This is a genomic window from Methyloparacoccus sp. NF-16 (assembly GCF_056880625.1).
The window spans coordinates 146,824-165,375 of the sequence record NZ_CP174130.1 but is presented as its reverse complement, the minus strand read 5'-3'; the positions used below and the strand labels follow the sequence as shown (position 1 = coordinate 165,375).

Genomic DNA, 18,552 nt, shown 5'->3' with positions numbered 1-18,552 from the left:
AACCAGGCCATGAAAATCATGCAGACCATCCATCAGTACGACGTCCACGTCTTCCTGTGGGTTGCCGCGCGCAAGACCCGCCACACCCTGGCGGGACTGGCGCGCATCGTTTCCAGGACCGCCGACGGCCCGCTCTACCTGCTGCTGGCCACGGTGCTCTACAGCGCCGGCACGGAGCCGCAGCGCAGCCTGCTGCATGCCCTGCTGCTGGCGTTTGCCTGCGAACGCCCGCTGTACCTGGTGCTGAAGAACGTCTGCCGGCGCAATCGCCCGCAGGCGGCGCTGAACATCCCGAGCATCATCATCCCCTCGGACCGCTTCAGCTTCCCCTCGGGACACACCTCCGCCGCCTTCATGGTGGCAACCCTGGTCAGCCACTTCTATCCCGAGTGGATGCCGCTGCTGTTTTCGTGGTCCGTGCTGGTCGGCATGGCCCGCGTCGTGCTCGGCGTCCACTTCCCCACCGACACCCTGGTTGGCGCCCTCATGGGCAGCAGCCTGGCCCTGCTGAGTCTGGAGATCCTGCTTTAACGTGAAAATCTTCTACGGCGTTCAAGGAACCGGCAATGGCCACATCACCCGCGCCCGGGCCATCGCCCCGAAGCTGCGGGCGGCCGGCGCGGAAGTCACCTGGCTGTTCAGCGGCCGGCCCCGCGAGGACTTCTTCGAGATGGAGGTGTTCGGCGACTATCTGTGGCGGGCCGGCCTCACCTTCCAGACCCGGCACGGCCATGTGCACTATCTGCGCACCGCCCTGCGCAACAACCTGGTCCGCTTCGTCGACGATATCCGCTCGCTGGACCTGCGCGGCTACGACCGGGTGATCACCGACTTCGAACCCGTCACCGCCTGGGCGGCCAGGCTGCGGGGCATCCCGACCGTCGGCATCGGCCACCAGTACGCCTTCGGGCTGGACATTCCCAAGGCCGGCGCCGACCTCATGGGCACCCAGGTGCTGAAGTATTTCGCTCCGGCCTCGGTCGGGCTGGGGGTGCACTGGCACCATTTCAACGGTCCCATCCTGCCGCCGATCATCGAGGCCGGCGCCCCGCCAGCACCGCAGAACCCCGCCAAGATCATCGTCTACCTGCCGTTCGAGGACATCGACGACGTGATCCGGCTGCTCAGGCCGTTCACCGCGTACGAATTCCATGTCTACAACCCGGGCGGCCCGGTGCCGACCTCGGGCAGAACGGCCCATATCCAGATCAAGGGACTCTCCCGGCGCGGCTTTCAGGAGGATTTCGCCGACTGTGCCGGTGTCATCTGCAATGCCGGCTTCGAACTGCCCAGCGAAACCCTGCATCACGGCAAGAAGTTGCTGGTGAAGCCCTTGCACCGGCAGATGGAGCAGCTCTCCAACGCACTGGCGCTGGAACAGCTGCGGCTCGGCGAGGTGATGCGCGAGCTGGACCCGGCGACCCTCGCCAGCTGGCTGGCGACCGACCAGGCCCACATGGTGCGCTACCCGGACGTCGCCGGGGCGGTGGCCGAATGGCTGCTGCGCGGCGACCTGAACATCGACCAGAGCTGGATCGAAGCGATCTGGCAGCGCGCGCGGAAAGTGGCCTAACCCCCCCGTTCGCCATGCCGCAACCCTGGCGGGCGGCTATCCTACGCAGGCGCCCGTTCGTCCCCCTTCACCCTTCATCGACAGACATCATGGCAGGTCAGAATCTCACCGGTCTCGCCCGCATCCACGCGGCCTTCTTCCACTCCCTGCGCGGCTTCAGGGCGACCTGGCGGCATGAGGAGGCCTTCCGCCAGGAGGTCTACCTGTTCGTGGTCGCCGGCCCGCTGGGACTATGGCTGGGCGAGACCGGGGTGGAAAAGGCGCTGCTGGTCGGCAGCCTGATCCTGGTCATGATCGTGGAGCTCCTGAACACCGGCATCGAGATCGTCGTCGACCGCATCAGCTTCGAACGCCACGAGCTTTCCGGACGCGCCAAGGATGTCGGCTCCGCCGCCGTGCTGTCATCGCTGGCGCTCGCCGGCCTGGTCTGGGGGCTGATTCTCTGGCCGCGGCTGGCGGCCGCCTAGGCTCGACGGGACCCGGACAAACCGCCGCAAACCCGCGCCATGCATGGGCTGCCGCCGACCGTCATCAAGCTGTCATGGTGCACGGGTAGGTTTCTAGCGTTTACGCCGGCAGCGGGTTAGAGTGGAAACCGCCCTCCGCTCCCGTCGCTTCCAGCCATGACCCGCTCCCTGACCGAAGCCGATTACCAAGCCCTGCAACGCGCCTTCAAAGCCCTGGAGAATCCCAGTTTCGCGGCCCGCCTGAACAGCATCGTCGGCACGCCGATCGAGCTGGGGATCAACCTCTTGCCCGAGCGCTGGCGCCGGCGCCTGCATCGCGCCGCCGAACATTGTGTGGACAGCGCGCTGGGGCTGGTCCTCCAGCAGGGCACCCGGCCGGTGGCGCGGCGGCTGCCGGGAGACCGGGGCCACCGCTGGCTGGGCATGGCGGCCGGGGCCGCGGGCGGCTTTTTCGGCGGGCCGGCCCTGCTGATGGAGCTGCCGCTGACCACGGCGGTGATGCTGAGCTCGATCGCCGACATCGCCCGTCGCGAGGGCGAGGACATGACCAGCCTGGAAACCCGGCTGGCCTGTCTGGAGGTCTTCGCCCTGGGCGGCCGCAGCGACCTGGACGATGCCGCGGACACCGGCTACTACGGACTGCGCCTGGCGCTGGAGGTACCGGTGGCGGAGGCCAGCCGCTACCTGGCCCAGGTCGGTCAGGCGGGGCTGGGCAAACCGCCGGCGCTGGTGCAGCTGGTACAGACGCTGGCCCAGCGCTTCGGGCTGATGCTGTCGGAAAAGACGGCGGCGCAGCTGGTGCCCCTGGTCGGGGCGGCCGGCGGGGCCATGATCAACAGGCTGTTCATCGAGCACTTCCAGACCATGGCCCATGGACATTTCACCCTGCGCCGACTAGAACGAACCTACAGCCCCGCCGTGGTCCAGGCCCACTATGCCCGGCTCAAGCGGCGGCAGAAAGGCCTGCCGACCCTGCCGGCCGACTGATCCCCCGAACCCCGCCGCGCCGCTTGCCCGGACGCGACGTTCACCCCCTGCCGCAATGCGAGGTCCGACGCCATGGCAATACGCTCCCAACTCGATGAGCTCCTGAAGAACGAAACCGCCAGGGGCGTGGCCCTGGGCCTGGGTGTGGCGGCGCTGGGCCTGGCGGCGCTGCCGGCACTGGCCTCGGTCGGGCGTCCCCTGGCGCGGGCGGCGATCAAGTCCGGCCTGCTGCTGATCGAGCGCGGCCGGGAGGCCATCGCCGAGGCCGGCGAGGAACTCGAGGATCTGGTGGCCGAAGTACGCGCCGAGCTGGTGGCCGAAAAGGGTGGTCTCGAAGCCGCCGGGTTCGCCGAGGCCGAGGAGGCGGCGGAAGCGGCGGAGGACGCCGTCAGCGGGACATCTGCCGGGTAGCGGCCATGTTGCAGGCCCATGTCGTGCACGCCATTCCCGGGCGCGCCCGCATCAAGCTGCCAGCGCGTCGCGGCGACGGGCTGTTCTTCTCCCAGCTGGAAGACTTTCTGCGCCGGTGCCCCGGGGTTGCCGAGGTGCACGGCAACAGCCGCGCCGCCAGCGCCCTGATCGCCTTCGCGGAACATGGCAATCTCGACCGTCTGGCCACCTACGCCCGCAAGCACCGTGTGTTCCGGCTCGACCACCACCCACCGCCCCTGAAGACCGTGGGTGAACAGTTCTCCGCGCGGATGCACGAGGTCAACCAGTGGATCAGTACCGGCAGTCGCGGCCATCTGGATGCCCACTCGGTGTTCTTCCTGCTGTTCCTGGCCTTGGGCGTCAAGCAGCTGTGGCGCGGCAACATCATGCAGCCGGCCATCCCCCTGCTGTGGCGAGCCGTGGAAATCCTCCGCGACATGGATGGCCGGAACCCGAAATGAAGGATATCCACCCACGACCGGTAGCGCGCCATGCCTGACTCGATCCGCCTGGTACACAACAAGGTTCCCAACCGGTTGCGGCTGTCCATTCCCATGCTGCGCTACCGGCAGACCTATGCCGAACTGCTGAAACAGACCCTGCTGCGCGGCCGCGACAGCCGCGGCATCTACCATGCCGAGGCCAATGTCGTCACCGGCTCGCTGCTGATCAAGTATCACCCGGCCTTGCACAGCGAAACCGAGGTCATCGAGCTGGTGCGCGCGGCGGTCCACGCCATCGTTGCCGGCCAGGTGGAAATCTCGCTCAAGCACAAGAATCCGCGTCTGGGCAAGATGCGGCCGGCGGCGTTCTTCACCCGCGAACTGCTGGTGAGCATCGGCGGCAACATCATCGCCGGTGTCGCGCTGGCGCTGATGCTGGGTGCCTGAGCACGCCATCACGCGCCCTGAACCGGCCCGACGCCGCCGCGGCAGCTCCGGCCCCCCTTCCCATCCGACGAGGACGGCATGCGCCGAAACATTGCCACCGCGGTCGTCCAGCCTGTCTCGCCCGGGCGCCTGCGGCTGAGACTGCCGGCCCTGTACCGGCAGGATGCCAACCGGCAGCGACTGGAACACGCGGTGCTGAAGATCGGCTATGTCGCCGCCGCGCGCGGCAACCCGCTGACCGGTTCGCTGCTGATCCTGTTCGATCCGCGGCAGGCGGACATCCAGCGGCTGCTGCACGATCTGGAGAGCATCGTCGGTCCCATCCCGGTGCCAGCCGCCGAACGCCCGGCTCAGGCCCCGGCCAGCCGCGATACCACCCGCCACCGCCGTCCGCCCGCCACCCGCCGGCCCGGGCGGCGGCACAGCCACGGTGCGGACCGCATCCCGGCCGCGCCACCCGCGATGGCGGCAACCGAGCGCCGTCCCTGGCACGCCGAGTCCGCCGCGGCGGCCCTGAGCCACTGGCACAGCGCCGAAACCGGTCTGGCGGACGCCGAAGCGCGGCAGCGCCTGGCCGTGTACGGGCCGAACCGGCTGGACGATCACACGCGCCGCTCGACCCTGAAGATGCTGGCCGGGCAGTTCCTGAACATCCCCGTGGCCATGCTCGGCGTCTCGGCGGCCGTGTCCATCGCCACCGGCGGGTTCGCCGACGCCGTGGTCATCGGCGGGGTGGTGCTGCTCAACGCCCTGATCGGCTACCTCACCGAAAGTTCGGCCGAAAAGACCATCAACGCGCTCGGCAATCTCCTGCCCAGCCACGCCCTGACCGTTCGCGACGGCCAGCGTGTCGAGGTGCCGCTGGAGGCGGTGGTGCCGGGCGATGTGCTGGTGCTGACGCCCGGCGCCTACATTCCCGCCGATGCCCGGCTGCTGGCAGCCAGCCACCTGACGCTGGACGAGTCGGCGCTGACCGGTGAAAGCCATCCGGTCGCCAAGACGGCCACCACGCTGTGCGCCGCGGAAACCCCGCTCGGCGAGCGCGTCAACATGGTGCACATGGGCACGGTCGTCACCGGCGGCAGCGGGCTGGCAGTGGTCACCGCCTCCGGCAAGGCCAGCGAGATCGGCGCTATCCAGACGCTGGTCGGCGAGGTCGCCCCGCCGGAAACGCCGCTGCAACGCCAGCTGGATCGCATGGGCGTGCAGCTGGCGGCATTCAGCGCCGGCATCTGCGTGCTGGTGTTCGCCATCGGTGTGCTGCGCGGCCAGGGCTGGCTGGCGATGCTCAACAGTGCCGTCTCCCTGGCGGTGGCCGCCGTGCCCGAGGGACTGCCGGCGGTCGCCACCACGACGCTGGCGCTCGGCATCCGCGAGATGCAGCGCCGCAAGGTGCTGATCCGGCAACTGCCGGCGGTGGAAAGCCTGGGCTCGGTACAGGTGCTGTGCCTGGACAAGACCGGCACCCTGACCCTCAACCAGATGAAGGTCGTCACCCTGCAAACCGAGCGGCTCCAGCTGTCGCTGGCCGAGGGCCGGTATCTCGACGCCGAGGGCCAAGCCGTTGCCGTCGCCGGGCATGCCGACGTGCGGCAGCTGCTGGAGGTGGTCGCGCTCTGCAGCGAGGTGGTCATCGCCCCCGGGGCCGACCGTCCGCTCCTGGACGGCTCGCCGACCGAATGCGCGCTGGTGGAAGCCGCCCTGCAGGGCGGCATCGACGTGCCGGCGCTGCGCCGGCGCCGCCCGCTCGGCGCCCTGCAGCACCGGGCCGAGCAGCGGCCCTACATGCTCAGCCGGCACCCGGATGCATCCGGGGGCGACTGGGTGGCGGTCAAGGGCAGCCCGGCCGAGGTCCTGGCCCTGTGCCGCGAATGGCAGTGCGGCGGCGAGCGACGGCCGCTGACCCGCAGGCTCCGCCAGGCCATCCTGGCGCGCAACGAGGACCTGGCCGGCGAGGCTCTGCGCGTGCTCGGCGTCGCCCATGGCCATGGCGGCAGCGGGACGGCGGAAACGCCGGATGGCCTGGTCTGGCTGGGGCTGATCGGCATGGAGGACATCATCCGGCCGGGCACGCCGGCGCTGATGGCGCAATTCCACGCGGCCGGCATCGAGACCGTCATGATCACCGGCGACCAGAGCGCCACCGCCTACTCCGTCGGCCGCCGCCTGGGCCTGAACCACCGCCGGCCGCTGGAGATCCTCGATGCCGTCAGGCTCGACAGCCTGGAGCCGGAGCTGCTGGCCGGCATCGTCGAGGACACCACCATCTTCGCCCGCGTCAGCCCCGCCCACAAGCTGCGCATCGTGCAGGCCCTGCAGAAAGGCGGGCGCGTCATCGCCATGACCGGCGACGGCATCAACGACGGCCCGGCGCTGAAGGCGGCCGACGTGGGCGTGGCCATGGGCAGGCAGGGCGCCGAGGTGGCGCGCTCGGTCGCCGACGTGGTGCTGCAGGACGACAACCTGGAGACCATGATCACCGCGGTGGAGCAGGGCCGGACCATCTACAGCAACATCCGCAAGAGCCTGCGGTTCCTGCTGTCGACCAACCTCAGCGAGATCGAGCTGATGCTGGCGACCACCACGCTGGGTTTCGGCGAGGCGCTGAATCCCATGCAGCTGCTGTGGATCAACCTGGTCACCGACGTCTTTCCCGCCCTGGCGCTGGCCCTGGAACCACCGGAGCGCGATGTGCTGAAACAGCCGCCCCGCGATCCGCGCCAGCCGATCATCAGCCGCGCCGATAGCCTGCGGCTGCTGCGCGAGTCGGCGGCCATCACGGCCGGCGGCCTCGGCGTCTTCGGCCTCAGCCTGACCCGCTACGGCATGGGACCGCAGGCGAGCACCAACCTGTTCATGACCCTGACGCTGGCCCAGTTTCTGCACTCGATCAGCTGCCGCTCGGAGACCACGACCGTGCTGGACCACCGGCGCCCCGGCAATCCCTATCTGAGCCTGGCCATCGGCGGCTCGCTGGCGGTACAGGTAATGGCGGTCTTCCTGCCGCCCCTGCGCCGGCTCCTGCGACTGTCGCCCCTCGGGCCGGCCGACTGGCTGCTGATCCTGGCCGGCAGCGCTGCCCCTTTCCTCATCAACGAGGCCGCCAAGGGCCTGCGCCCCGCCCGGACTCCGGAGACGCCATGACCAGTCGCTTTCTCTTCACCTCCGAATCCGTCACCGATGGCCATCCCGACCGGCTCTGCGACAGCATCAGCGACGCGGTGGTCGACCGCTTTCTGCAGAAGGATCCCTACTCGCGCATCGTCGCCGAATGCGCGCTGTCGAAGAACGTGCTGTTCCTGGCCGCCCGCTTCGCGACCCAGGCCAACATCGACATCCCGCAGGTGGCCCGCGCGGTGATGGGCGAGGTCGGCTACCGGGAGCAGGATTTCGACGCCGCCAACTGTTCGGTATTGACCAGCCTCATCGCCATGCCCCAGGAACAGCGGGCACAGGCCGACGAGCGGGATCTCAGCCCGGCCGAGCTGGACCGGCTGACCGTCCACAGCCAGGTGTCCGTATTCGGCTATGCCTGCCGGCAGACGCCGGAACTGATGCCGTTGCCGATCAGCATGGCCAACCGGCTGGCGAACGGCCTGACGCGGGCGCGCCAGCAACGCCGGCTCGGCTATCTGTCGCCGGACTGCACCGTGCAGGTCGGCATCGAGTACCACGACAACCGCCCGGCCCGGGTCGCCAGCATCACCATCGTCGCCGGCAGCGTGGCCGGCAGGCCGGTCGATGGGGCCGAGCTGCGCGCCCATCTGCTGGCCGACGTCATCCAGCCGCTGTTCGCCGACGATCCGATCCAGCCGGACGCGGCCAGCGAGATCTTCGTCAATCCGCGCGGCGCGTTTCCGAAGAGCGGGCCGGGCTCGCACTCCGGCATGACCGGCCGCAAGACCGCCGCCGACACCTATGGCGCCTACGCCCGCCACAGCGGATCGGCCCTGAGCGGCAAGGATCCCTCGCGGGTGGATCGGGTCGGCGCCTACATGGCCCGCTATGCCGCCAAGAACGTGGTGGCGGCGGGGCTGGCCGAGGAGTGCGAGGTACAGCTGAGCTATGCCATCGGCCATGCGGGCCCGATCAGCGTGCGGGTACAGAGCTTCGGTTCCGGCACCATTGCCGACGCCGACATCGGCACGCGGCTGCGGGAAGCGTTCGACTTCCGCCTGGGAGCCATCATCCGCGACTTCGATCTCCGCCACCTGCCGGCCCGGCACAGGCCCGGCTTCTACCAGCAGTTGCCGATCCGCGGGCACATGGGGCATGCCGACCTGCCCTGGGAACGGACCGACAGGGCGGACAGCCTGCGCTGAGCGCCGGCACGGCGAGCCCTGGCCAGCCATCAAGCTGTTACCTGCCGCCGCTACGATAGCCGATTGATTTTGCACGCCGGCCTGGCCGACAGGGATGCCCGTGAACCCCATCAAGCTGCTGCTGCTGTTCGTACCGGGCTCCCTGATCCTGCGCTGGCTGGAGGCCGACGATCCCTGGATTTTCGCCACCGCCTGCCTTGCCATCGTCCCCCTGGCCATCATCATCGGCCAGGCGACCGAGCAGATCGCGGCCTATGCCGGCCCCAAGGTCGGCGGCCTGGTCAATGCGACCATGGGCAACATACCCGAGCTCTTCATCGGTTTCTTCGCGGTCAAGACGGGCCTGTACGGCCTGGTGCTGGCCAGCATGGTGGGCTCGATCATTGGCAACATCATGCTGGTGCTGGGGCTGAGCATTCTGGCCGGGGGCATGCTCCACAAGTTCCAGAGCTTCGATCGCAACATCGCCCGCAGCCATTTCTCCCTGCTGTGCTTCGCCGCCGTCAGCCTGGTGGTACCCCTGGCCTTCAAGATGACCCGGGAGGGCCAGGCCAATGTCGAGCAGGGGCTGACGGTGCTCAGCCTGGCCATGTCCGCGCTGCTGCTGCTGATCTATGTGCTGGGCCTGACCTTCTCCTTCGTGACGCACCGCAACCTGTTCGTCCAGTACGACGGCAACGGCAACGGCAACGGCAACGGCAACGGCAATGGCAATGGCGAGCCACCGCAATGGAGCCTGCGAACGGCGCTGGCGGTACTGGCCGTCTGCGCGGCTCTGGTCGCACTGCAAAGCGAGCTGCTGGTCGAGACGGTCGAAGGTACCGCGCAGAGGCTCGGCCTCCCCCAGGCCTTCATCGGCGTCATCATCGTGCCCCTGGTCGGCAACGTCGCCGAGAATGCCTCGGCGATCCTCATGGCCCGCAAGAACCGGATCAACATCAGCCTGGAAATCGCTGTCGGGGCCAGCATGCAGATCGCCATGTTCGTCGCGCCGCTGCTGGTGCTGACCAGCTTCATGACGGACCAGCCGCTCATCTATCTCTACGACCCGTTCGAGGTGGTGGCGGTGCTGACCGGCATCCTCATCGCCCTGTTCGTGTTCCAGGACGGGGCAACCTACTGGCTGGAAGGCGCGCTGCTGCTGTTCTGCTACGTGATCTTCGGGATCGCCTTCTTCTTCGTGCACCTGCCGGCCTGACAGACAACCCCGAGTGCACGGGACCGGACCTGTTAGCCCGGCGGGCCGGGCTAACAGGTCCGGTCCACGGCGATCAGGCAGACATCGTCGGTGAAAGCCTTGCCGTCGGCGAAGTCGGCGGCATTCCGCAGCAGCTGCTCCAGCAGCTCCGGGGTGGAACGCTGCATGCCAGCGGCCAGCGCCGCGCATAGGCGCTCGACCCCGAAGGCCTCGCCGGCCGCGCTTTCCACGTCGACAATGCCATCGGCGAACAACACCAGGGTATCGCCGGGCAGGAAGGGCGCGCGCGTTTCGCCGCAGGCAAAGTCGTCGAAGAAGCCCAGCAACGTCCCGGCATGGTCATCCCGGAGCCTCTCGACCTGGCCCGTCTGGCGGCAAATGCGGATGGGCGGCGGATGTCCCGCGGTCGCCAGCACGGCCGTTCCCGCATCCGCGTCGACGGTCAGGTAGAGCGCGGTGGCGTAGACCACGTCATGGCTTGCGCCGCCAAGGATGCTGGCCAGCTCGCGATTGAGCTGGGTCAGCAGCCGGCTGGGAGAACCGGCCAGGGGGCCCAGTTCCTCCAGCAGGGCCCGCAGCATCGAGGTGACCAGCGCCGCCCTGACCCCATGCCCCATCACATCGGCGATGCAGATGCCGGCGACCCGCTCGGCCACCGGCTGGACATGGCAGAAATCCCCGCCGACGATGCCGACGCTGCGATAGACATGCTGAAAACGGAACAGGCTGTGCTCCGGCGCGGCCTGCGGAGGAAAGCAGGGGTAACGGGCCGGCAGCAGGGCCTGCTGGAGTTCGCGCGACAGGCGCAGATCGGCCTTGATCTGCTGATTCTTCAACGCCAGCTCCGCGCCTTTCTCCTGCAACAGGCGGATGCTCTCCCGGTGGAAACGGTTTTGCAGCCTGACCAAGGTCTGCGTGGGCACGAGGCCAAGCAACGCCCCACCCCAGCCAATCACCAGCACGTCGTCGTAGAAGGTTTCGCCATCGCGGGCGAAGACCTGTCCGAAAGCGGTGTGCAGGTCGGTATCCGCCAGCAGCAGCAGCGGACCGGGCCGCAGGTGCGCCGTCAGCGGCTTGTGCGCGAACAGGGAAAATCCGTACTGCGACCCGAGCAGCATGCCCAGGTCGTTGCGGGCGCACAGCCCCGCCAGGCGGTTGCCATCGACGACCGCCATGAATGCATGCGTGTGCTGGCTGAAGGCATGAAACGCCTCGCCCAGCGTGGCGTCGGCGGCCACCGCGCTGCGGTGCTCGATCAGATCGACGAGTGTCGTCATGGCGGATGCCGGCCCATCGACCGGGTGGAGAGCCTGGCCTGGTCGCGGCAACGGAGCGGATGGAAAGGGCAGTGCGGACATGTCCGCACTGCCGGCGTGATGGACAGGGCCGCGCTCAGGCCGGGGTGGGCGCCTGCGTCATGTCCTCTTCGACCCGTCGCGCCGCCTGCTCGCGGAACGCCTGCCTGGCGGCAGACGCGCCATCGGCGATGGCATCGCCCACCCAGCTGCCCTGCGGCACCAGCCTGGCGGCCACCAGGGCGCCGAAAGTGGCGCCGAAGGATACGTAGTAGACGCCCCGGTAGGCCACCTTGCGGAAGCCTGCCCCGAAACGGTTGGCGGCCTGTTCCGCCGCCTCGGCGCCGGCCTTGACCGACTGCACGACGACATTGAGACCTCGCTCCGCTTCCACCTCGACGGCGGCCAGTTCGGGCGTCGCCGCTGCATCGGCAGTGCTGTCGGGGATGGCTTCCGGTTCCGCGGCCTTGCTGTTTCTGTTTCTGCTCATGCGTCACCTCCAAGAGGGTCTGGATTCCCGTCGATGGCGGAATCACCTGTCACGATCCGGTTCCGCCGCCTGTCGTCTGACTGACAGTTGAAAGCTAGCAAAGTGCGCGGCGGCTGTCGCACCCGGGAGCCGCGGCATTTCGACGCACGCGAACGATCGCTTTTCACCGTTTGGTCACATGGGCCCGAGGTTTCCCTCGCGCCGGATCAAGCCCGTTCATTGGCAAGCGCCAGGGAGGAGATTTCCCGCAGCAGATAGACCGAGCGGGTGCAGTAATCCTCGTAATCCGGGTGGCGGAGCACCAGCACCCGCATGCGCTCCACCGACCGGCAAACCTCGTACAGGAACGTCAGATCGTCGTCATTCAGCCTGTCGCCCGTTTCCAGCCGTCGATGAATCCTCAATACCCGCGGCATCTGGATTTCGCTCGACTGGTACAGCATGGCCTGGAGAATCCCGCGTTCGGTGATGTGATTCATGGTGCGGACTCCGTCAATGGGGGGAGACCAGACTAACGGTTGGCAGGTTACAGCAGCCCGCAATCCGGACACGCCGATGAGGGCAGGTCTGTTTCCCCCTCGTCAATAACGCCCGGCAGCCCCGGGAAGCCATCCGCACGCCACGGCCAGACCCGGCCAGCAGACCGCAACTTGCGTCCCGGTTTCACCATACATCGGCTATCGATGCCTGCACGCGAACCCCGGGGCGCCGGGTCGCCGCGCATCGGGATGCTCTCGACGGCCGCGCTGCCGTTAACCGGCCCAATCCGGTGGTTCTCAACCAGCCCGGCGCTGGCCATGCGACCGGACGCACAAGCCATACCCATGTTTTTCAATAAGTTGTCGAATTCGGCACGCATGCTGCTTACCCGCGGGCACGCCAACGCGATGACCCCGCTGACCCCATGCCACAGAACCGTCGTCATTCTCGCAGCCTGACCCTGACAGCCAAGGCCCATCGGGCATATGAAACCCGATGCAGAATCCCGGCCCCCCCCGACGGCCTTTCCGGTAGCCACGCACCCGCGGCAACCCTGGCCATGATGACCCGCCATTCCCCGATGGGCGTGGCGCGCCACAGCGCTTCAGACGGGCCAATCCACCACCCTCGCCGCAGCCACGGCTGCAAGCCTGGTTTTGCGCAGGCCCCCGCCCTCATGTTGCCCCATGAACCGTAACACCTTCGTCAGAGCACTCCTGGTTTCCAGCGTGATCGGCATCCTGCTGGCGGGTTGCCATCGAGACAAACTCGAGCGGCACGAGCAGCCGCCCAAACTGGCGGCGACGACTCCGCTACGCGAGGACACGACCGTCATCCGGGAATATGTCTGCCAGATTCGCGCCATCCGGCACATCGAGATACGGGCCCTGGAGCGGGGGTATCTCCAGCATATCTTTGTGGATGAAGGACAGGCGGTGCGCCAGGGTCAGCCGATGTTCAAGATCATGCCGAACATCTATCAGGCCGAACTCATGAAGGCCAAGGCCGAGGCCAACAACATGAACATCGAATACCTGAATACCAAAGGCCTGGCGGATCAGAACATCGTGTCGCCCAACGAGCTGGCGCTCGCCAAGGCAAAACTGGACAAGGCGCTGGCGGAGGTCAAGCTGGAGGAAACCCACCTGAGCTTCACGGACATCAATGCGCCCTTCGACGGCATCATGGATCGCCTGTATGCCAGGAACGGCAGCCTGCTGGACGAAGGCGCACTGCTGACCACATTGTCGGACATCAGCCGGCTATGGGTTTATTTCAATGTCCCGGAGGCGGAGTATCTGGATTACATCGCCCACAGGCACGGCAACGAACCGACGAAGGTGCGGCTACGGATGGCCAACGGTGAGTTGTTCAATCAGGCCGGCCTCATCGAAACCATCGAGGCGGACTTTGACAATACGGCCGGCAACATCGAATTTCGTGCCACCTTCCTGAATCCGGACAAACTGCTGCGCCATGGACAGACCGGCACGATCCTGATGGCCAGGCCGTACCCGAATGCCATGCTGATCCCGCAAAAGGCCACCTTCGAGATCCTGGACAAGACCTACGTTTTCATCGTCACGCCAGAAGGCCGGCTGGAGCAGCGGCTCATCCACATCGATGCCTCGGTGCCGCATCTGTTCATCGTCAGGGATGGCCTGAAGGACGATGACAGGATCCTGCTGGAAGGACTGCGCAAGGTACATGCCGGCGAACCGGTGGAAATCGACCTGCTGGCACCGGCAAAGATCCGCTCGGAACTCGAGTTGTACGCCGAATGAACCTCCGGCACGGAGCAAGCCATGTTCACTATCTTCATCAAACGTCCGGTCATGGCGATCGTGCTGTCGCTGCTGTTCCTGTTCCTGGGCTTGCTGGCGATCCGTTCCTTGCCCATTTCCCAGTTTCCGGATATCGCGCCACCCCGCGTCACCATCTCCCTGTCGTTCCCGGGCGCCAGCGCCGATGTCCTGGTGCAGTCATCCCTGATCACGATCGAGCGCGCCATCAACGGCGTTCCCGGCATGAAATACATGGTTTCGGATGCGACCAGCGCGGGGGAATCCACCCTTCAGGTGCTGTTCGACCTGAGCGTCGACCCCAATATCGCGATGGTCAACGTGAAGACCCGCCTGGATCAGGTCATGAGCCGCCTGCCGGCGCTGGTGCAGCTGGAGGGCGTCATCGTCGAGCGGGTCCAGCCCAGCATGCTCATGTACATCAACCTGTACAGCAAGGATAAGCACGCGGATCAGAAATTCCTGTTCAACTACGCCAACGTCAACGTCATTCCGGAAATCCAGCGCGTCTTCGGCATCGCCCAGGCAAGAATCCTGGGCAGTCGCCAGTATGCGATGCGGATCTGGCTGAACCCGGACCGGATGCGGGCCTATAACGTTTCGACCGAGGAGGTGATGGATGCCATCGCCAGGCAAAGCATCATCGGCCGGCCTGGCCGGATCGGGCAGAGCACGGGGATGGCCGCACAGTCCAGGGAATATGTGCTGGTCTATCAGGGCCGCTACAACAAGCCCGAGCAGTATGAGGACATCATCATCCGCGCCAATGCGGAAGGCGAGTTCCTGCATCTCAAGGATATCGCCAAGGTCGATCTGAACAGCGAGTTCTACAACATCTATTCCGATAAGGATTCCTACCCCTCCGCCTCCATCGTCCTGAAGCAGAACTACGGCAGCAATGCGAGCAAGGTCATTGCCGACGTGAAGGAAAAAATGCGGGAATTGAAAACCTCGTTCCCCGACGGCATGGATTACGAAATCTCCTACGATGTCTCCCGGTTTGTGGAGGCCTCCATCGACAAGGTGCTGCACACCCTGGTCGAGGCATTCGTGCTGGTGACCCTGGTGGTGTTCCTGTTCCTCGGCGACTGGCGCTCCACCCTGATTCCCATCCTGGCGGTGCCGGTCTCCCTGATCGGCTCGTTTGCCGTGATGTCGGCCTTCGGGCTTTCGATCAACCTGATCACCCTGTTTGCCCTGGTCCTGGCGATCGGGATTGTGGTCGATGACGCGATTGTGGTGGTCGAAGCGGTGCACGCCAAAATGGAAACCGAGCAGCTATCGCCCTACGCGGCATCACAACGGGTTCTGGGTGAAATCGGCGGCGCGATCGTCGCCATCACCATGGTCATGACCTCGGTGTTCATTCCCATTGCCTTCATGGGCGGACCGGTCGGCGTCTTTTACCGCCAGTTCTCGATTGCCATGGCCTCGTCCATCGTCATCTCGGCGATCGTGGCCCTGTCGCTTGCCCCGGTCCTGTGCGCGATGATTCTCCAGAGTCCTCACGCGCAACCCAGAAAGAGGACGCCCATCCGTCGCCTCATCGACAGCTTCAACCATGTCTTCGAGAGGGCCACAGGACGTTACCTCAACCTGCTGCACCTCGTGGTAGCCCGACGCATCGTGACCTTTCTGGCCCTGGCTGGCTTTTCCCTCGGCATCCTGCTCGTCAGTCAAACCTTGCCATCCGGCTTCATTCCCGGCGAGGACCAGGGAATGCTCTATGCCATCATCCAGACGCCGCCCGGCTCCACGATAGAAGTCACCAACAAGGTCGCACGGGAACTGGAAAGCGTGGCCCGCCAGGTCGAAGGCGTGCAATCGGTTTCCTCGCTGGCCGGCTACGAAATCCTCACCGAAGGCCGTGGCTCCAATGCCGGCACCTGCATCATCAACCTGAAGGACTGGACCGAGCGCAAGTCCTCGGTGCAGGACATCATCCACGAACTGGAAGAAAGAACCCACGACTTCGGCGCCATCATCGAATTCTTTCAGCCGCCGGCGGTTCCGGGCTACGGCGCGGCGTCCGGACTGGCCCTGCGTCTGCTGGACAAGACGTCGGATACCGGTTACGACGAGTTCGACAGGATCAACCAGGACTTCATGGCAGCGCTGCGCAAGCGCCAGGAACTGACGGGCCTGTTTACCTTTTATGCGGCCAATTATCCCCAGTATGAGCTGGTCATCGACAACCGGCTGGCCATGCAGAAGGGCGTTTCCATCGACAAGGCGATGGACAACCTGGACATCATGATCGGCAGCACCTACGAGCAGGGCTTCATCCGATTCAACAACTTCTTCAAGGTCTATACCCAGGCGCTGCCGGAATTCAGGCGCTTTCCGGAGGATGTGCTGAACTACTACGTGAAGAACGAGGACGGCAAGATGGTGCCGTATTCCGCCTTCATGACCATGAAGAAGAAACAGGGCCCCAACGAGCTGACGCGCTACAACCTCTACAACTCGGCGGCCATTCGCGCCGAACCTGCCCCCGGCCACACCACCGGCGAGGCCATCCATGCCATCCAGGCAGTCGCCGCGCAAACCTTGCCGCGCGGCTATGACATTGCCTGGGAAGGCCTGTCATTCGACGAGGCCGCCCGCGGCAACGAGGCGCTGATGATCTTCGGGGTGGTCCTGGTGTTCGTGTACCTGGTGCTGGCGGCGCAGTACGAAAGCTTTCTCCTGCCACTGGCCGTCCTGCTGTCCCTGCCGGCCGGTATCTTCGGGTCACTCTTCCTGCTGCAACAAACCGGTCTTGCCAACGATGTCTATTCCCAGATCGGCCTGGTGATGCTGATCGGCCTGCTGGGCAAGAACGCGGTCTTGATCGTCGAATACGCGGTGCAGAAGCAAGCGCAGGGCATGTCCGTCAGGGATGCGGCCATCGAGGGGGCCAAGGCGCGCTTCCGGCCGATCCTGATGACCTCCTTTGCCTTCATCGCCGGTCTGGTTCCCCTGGCGCTGGCCAGCGGTGCGGGCGCGGTCGGCAACCGCACCATCGGTACCTCCGCCCTGGGCGGGATGGTTTTCGGCACCCTGTTCGGTGTCCTCCTCATACCGGGGCTTTATTACCTGTTCGCGAGCATGGCGGAAGGCAAGCGGCTGATCCGCGACGAGGATGTCAGCCCCTTCACCGAGACCTATCAATATGGTCCGGGCGACGAGCATCATCATGGCTAGCGCTGTCCGGCTGCTGGCACTGATCCTTGCAGGCCTGGCCTTGCCGGCCTGCGGGATTCCGGAATTGACGGCAAGGACAGCCGAGGTTCGTCTGCCGGACAGTTTCAAGCCAGGCCTTGCGGGGAAATCCAGTTCAGCCACCGTGAAGTGGCGGGATTTCTTCGCGGATCAGCACCTGTCAAGCCTGATCGATATTGCCGTGGCCAACAACAAGGAAGTGAACATGATGCTGCAACGCATCAGCATCGCGGAAAACGAGATTCAGGCACGGCGGGGTGCCTATCTGCCATCCGTCAACATGGGCGCCGGGGCGGAAGGCGAAAAGGTCGGGAAGTACACCTTCAGGGGAGCTATCGAGGATTTTCTCAGGCTGCCGGATGGCCAGCGCTTCCCCACCTTTTTCGGCAATTACCAGTTCGGGCTCTTCTCGACCTGGGAAATCGATATCTGGAAAAAGCTCAGGAATGCGGCGCAAGTGGCCGTGCTGGAGTACATGGCGAGCCAGGAAGGCAGAAACTTCCTGCTGACCAATCTGGTCGGGGAAGTCGCCCATGCCTACTATGAGCTGGTGGCCCTGGACAATCAGCTGGAGAATCTGGACCAGAACATCGCGATCCAGCAGAACGGCCTGGAGGTGGTGAAGCAGCTGCAGATCTTCGCCAGAACCAATAGCCTCGCGGTCAAGCGCTACGAGGCCGAGGTGGCGAAGAACCAGAGCAAGCGATTCGACATCATGCAGCAGATCACCGTGGTCGAGAATCGGCTCAACGTCCTCCTGGGAAGGACACCCCAGCCCATCCGGCGGGCCTCCACCAGCTTCATGGACATGCAGCCGAAAATCCTCCGCGCCGGCATCCCCTCGCAGCTGCTGCAAAATCGTCCGGACATCCGGCAAGCCGAATTCGGGCTTGCGGCAGCCGACCTGAATATCGATGTGGCCAGGGCCAATTTCTACCCCAGCTTCGGCATCAAGGCCGGCATAGGCTTCGATGCCTTCCTGCTGAAATACCTGGTCAATACCCCCGAGTCGCTGGCGGCCATGGTCGCCGGAGAACTGGTGGCCCCGCTGGTGAACAAAAATGCCATCATCGCCGAATACAAGAACGCGAATGCCAGGCAGATTCAGGCCGCCTCCGAATACGAGCAGAAGATACTGAACGCCTGTGCCGAGGTGGCAAATCAGCTTGCCAACATCGACAACCTTGAGAGGAACTACGCGCTCAAGAGGCAACAGGTGGACTCGCTCGTCAAGTCGATAGATGTCGCCAACCAACTGTTCAGGTCCGCCCGCGCGGACTATCTCGATGTGCTCTTGACCCAGCGGGATGCCCTGGAAGCCAGGAAGGATCTCATCGAGACCAAACAGAAGCAGGTCGATGCGATGGTGGACCTTTACAAGGCGCTTGGCGGGGGCTGGCTCTAGCCGCGCG

At 65.7% G+C, this 18,552-nt stretch carries 17 protein-coding genes; 13 read left to right on the top strand and 4 right to left on the bottom strand.

Features of this window, described 5'->3' with window-relative positions; all coding sequences use genetic code 11:
• Positions 1 to 9: 9 nt before the first annotated feature.
• The 10 genes from ACH5N8_RS00750 (at position 10) to cax (ending at position 9,869) form a co-directional block, all read left to right on the top strand.
• Positions 10 to 531: a phosphatase PAP2 family protein gene (locus ACH5N8_RS00750; protein ID WP_483282120.1), complete on the top strand. Its 522-nt coding sequence runs from the start codon at positions 10 to 12 to the stop codon at positions 529 to 531.
• Between the two features lies 1 nt (position 532).
• Positions 533 to 1,573 carry an MJ1255/VC2487 family glycosyltransferase gene (locus tag ACH5N8_RS00745; protein ID WP_483282119.1) on the top strand — a complete coding sequence of 347 codons (1,041 nt, stop codon included), beginning with the start codon at positions 533 to 535 and terminating at the stop codon, positions 1,571 to 1,573.
• 89 nt (positions 1,574 to 1,662) lie between these two features.
• On the top strand, positions 1,663 to 2,040 hold the full coding sequence (locus ACH5N8_RS00740) for a diacylglycerol kinase (protein ID WP_483282118.1): 378 nt from the start codon (positions 1,663 to 1,665) through the stop codon (positions 2,038 to 2,040).
• Between the two features lie 156 nt (positions 2,041 to 2,196).
• On the top strand, positions 2,197 to 3,027 hold the full coding sequence (locus tag ACH5N8_RS00735; RefSeq protein WP_483282117.1) for an EcsC family protein: 831 nt from the start codon (positions 2,197 to 2,199) through the stop codon (positions 3,025 to 3,027).
• 72 nt (positions 3,028 to 3,099) lie between these two features.
• Entirely contained in the window at positions 3,100 to 3,438 is a 339-nt protein-coding gene (locus ACH5N8_RS00730; RefSeq protein ID WP_460028147.1) for a DUF5132 domain-containing protein, read from the top strand.
• Between the two features lie 5 nt (positions 3,439 to 3,443).
• Positions 3,444 to 3,920 (top strand): HMA2 domain-containing protein, encoded by a 477-nt coding sequence (locus ACH5N8_RS00725; RefSeq protein WP_483282116.1) that lies wholly within the window; start codon positions 3,444 to 3,446, stop codon positions 3,918 to 3,920.
• 30 nt (positions 3,921 to 3,950) lie between these two features.
• Positions 3,951 to 4,349: an HMA2 domain-containing protein gene (locus ACH5N8_RS00720; protein WP_483282115.1), complete on the top strand. Its 399-nt coding sequence runs from the start codon at positions 3,951 to 3,953 to the stop codon at positions 4,347 to 4,349.
• A 78-nt stretch (positions 4,350 to 4,427) separates the two neighbouring features.
• A complete protein-coding gene (locus tag ACH5N8_RS00715; RefSeq protein WP_483282114.1) occupies positions 4,428 to 7,493 on the top strand; it encodes a cation-translocating P-type ATPase in 3,066 nt (1,021 codons plus the stop codon).
• Positions 7,490 to 8,671 carry a methionine adenosyltransferase gene (metK, locus tag ACH5N8_RS00710; RefSeq protein WP_460028151.1) on the top strand — a complete coding sequence of 394 codons (1,182 nt, stop codon included), beginning with the start codon at positions 7,490 to 7,492 and terminating at the stop codon, positions 8,669 to 8,671. The genes ACH5N8_RS00715 and metK overlap by 4 nt, the downstream gene beginning before the upstream one ends.
• Positions 8,672 to 8,771: 100 nt before the next feature.
• Complete coding sequence (gene cax, locus ACH5N8_RS00705; RefSeq protein WP_483282113.1) at positions 8,772 to 9,869, top strand: calcium/proton exchanger; 1,098 nt, start codon at positions 8,772 to 8,774, stop codon at positions 9,867 to 9,869.
• Positions 9,870 to 9,919: 50 nt separating this feature from the next.
• On the opposite strand, the gene ACH5N8_RS00700 is transcribed toward cax, so the two are convergent.
• The 4 genes from ACH5N8_RS00700 to ACH5N8_RS00685 form a co-directional block, all read right to left on the bottom strand.
• Complete coding sequence (locus ACH5N8_RS00700; RefSeq protein WP_483282112.1) at positions 9,920 to 11,146, bottom strand: PP2C family protein-serine/threonine phosphatase; 1,227 nt, start codon at positions 11,144 to 11,146, stop codon at positions 9,920 to 9,922.
• A gap of 115 nt (positions 11,147 to 11,261) precedes the next feature.
• Positions 11,262 to 11,654, bottom strand: a complete 393-nt coding sequence (locus ACH5N8_RS00695; RefSeq protein WP_483282111.1) for a hypothetical protein — start codon at positions 11,652 to 11,654, stop codon at positions 11,262 to 11,264.
• Positions 11,655 to 11,860: 206 nt separating this feature from the next.
• Positions 11,861 to 12,133 carry a hypothetical protein gene (locus ACH5N8_RS00690; RefSeq protein ID WP_483282110.1) on the bottom strand — a complete coding sequence of 91 codons (273 nt, stop codon included), beginning with the start codon at positions 12,131 to 12,133 and terminating at the stop codon, positions 11,861 to 11,863.
• A 47-nt stretch (positions 12,134 to 12,180) separates the two neighbouring features.
• Positions 12,181 to 12,513, bottom strand: a complete 333-nt coding sequence (locus ACH5N8_RS00685) for a hypothetical protein (protein WP_483282109.1) — start codon at positions 12,511 to 12,513, stop codon at positions 12,181 to 12,183.
• 307 nt (positions 12,514 to 12,820) lie between these two features.
• Between ACH5N8_RS00685 and ACH5N8_RS00680 the strand changes: the two genes are divergently transcribed.
• The 3 genes from ACH5N8_RS00680 to ACH5N8_RS00670 are packed head-to-tail and all read left to right on the top strand — an operon-like array spanning position 12,821 to position 18,545.
• Entirely contained in the window at positions 12,821 to 13,918 is a 1,098-nt protein-coding gene (locus ACH5N8_RS00680; RefSeq protein ID WP_483282108.1) for an efflux RND transporter periplasmic adaptor subunit, read from the top strand.
• A 21-nt stretch (positions 13,919 to 13,939) separates the two neighbouring features.
• Entirely contained in the window at positions 13,940 to 17,122 is a 3,183-nt protein-coding gene (locus ACH5N8_RS00675; RefSeq protein ID WP_483282107.1) for an efflux RND transporter permease subunit, read from the top strand.
• The gene (locus ACH5N8_RS00670; protein ID WP_483282106.1) at positions 17,115 to 18,545 is read left to right on the top strand and encodes a TolC family protein; all 1,431 of its coding nucleotides are present in this window, start codon (positions 17,115 to 17,117) and stop codon (positions 18,543 to 18,545) included. Before ACH5N8_RS00675 ends, ACH5N8_RS00670 begins: the two co-directional genes overlap by 8 nt.
• Positions 18,546 to 18,552: the final 7 nt, after the last annotated feature.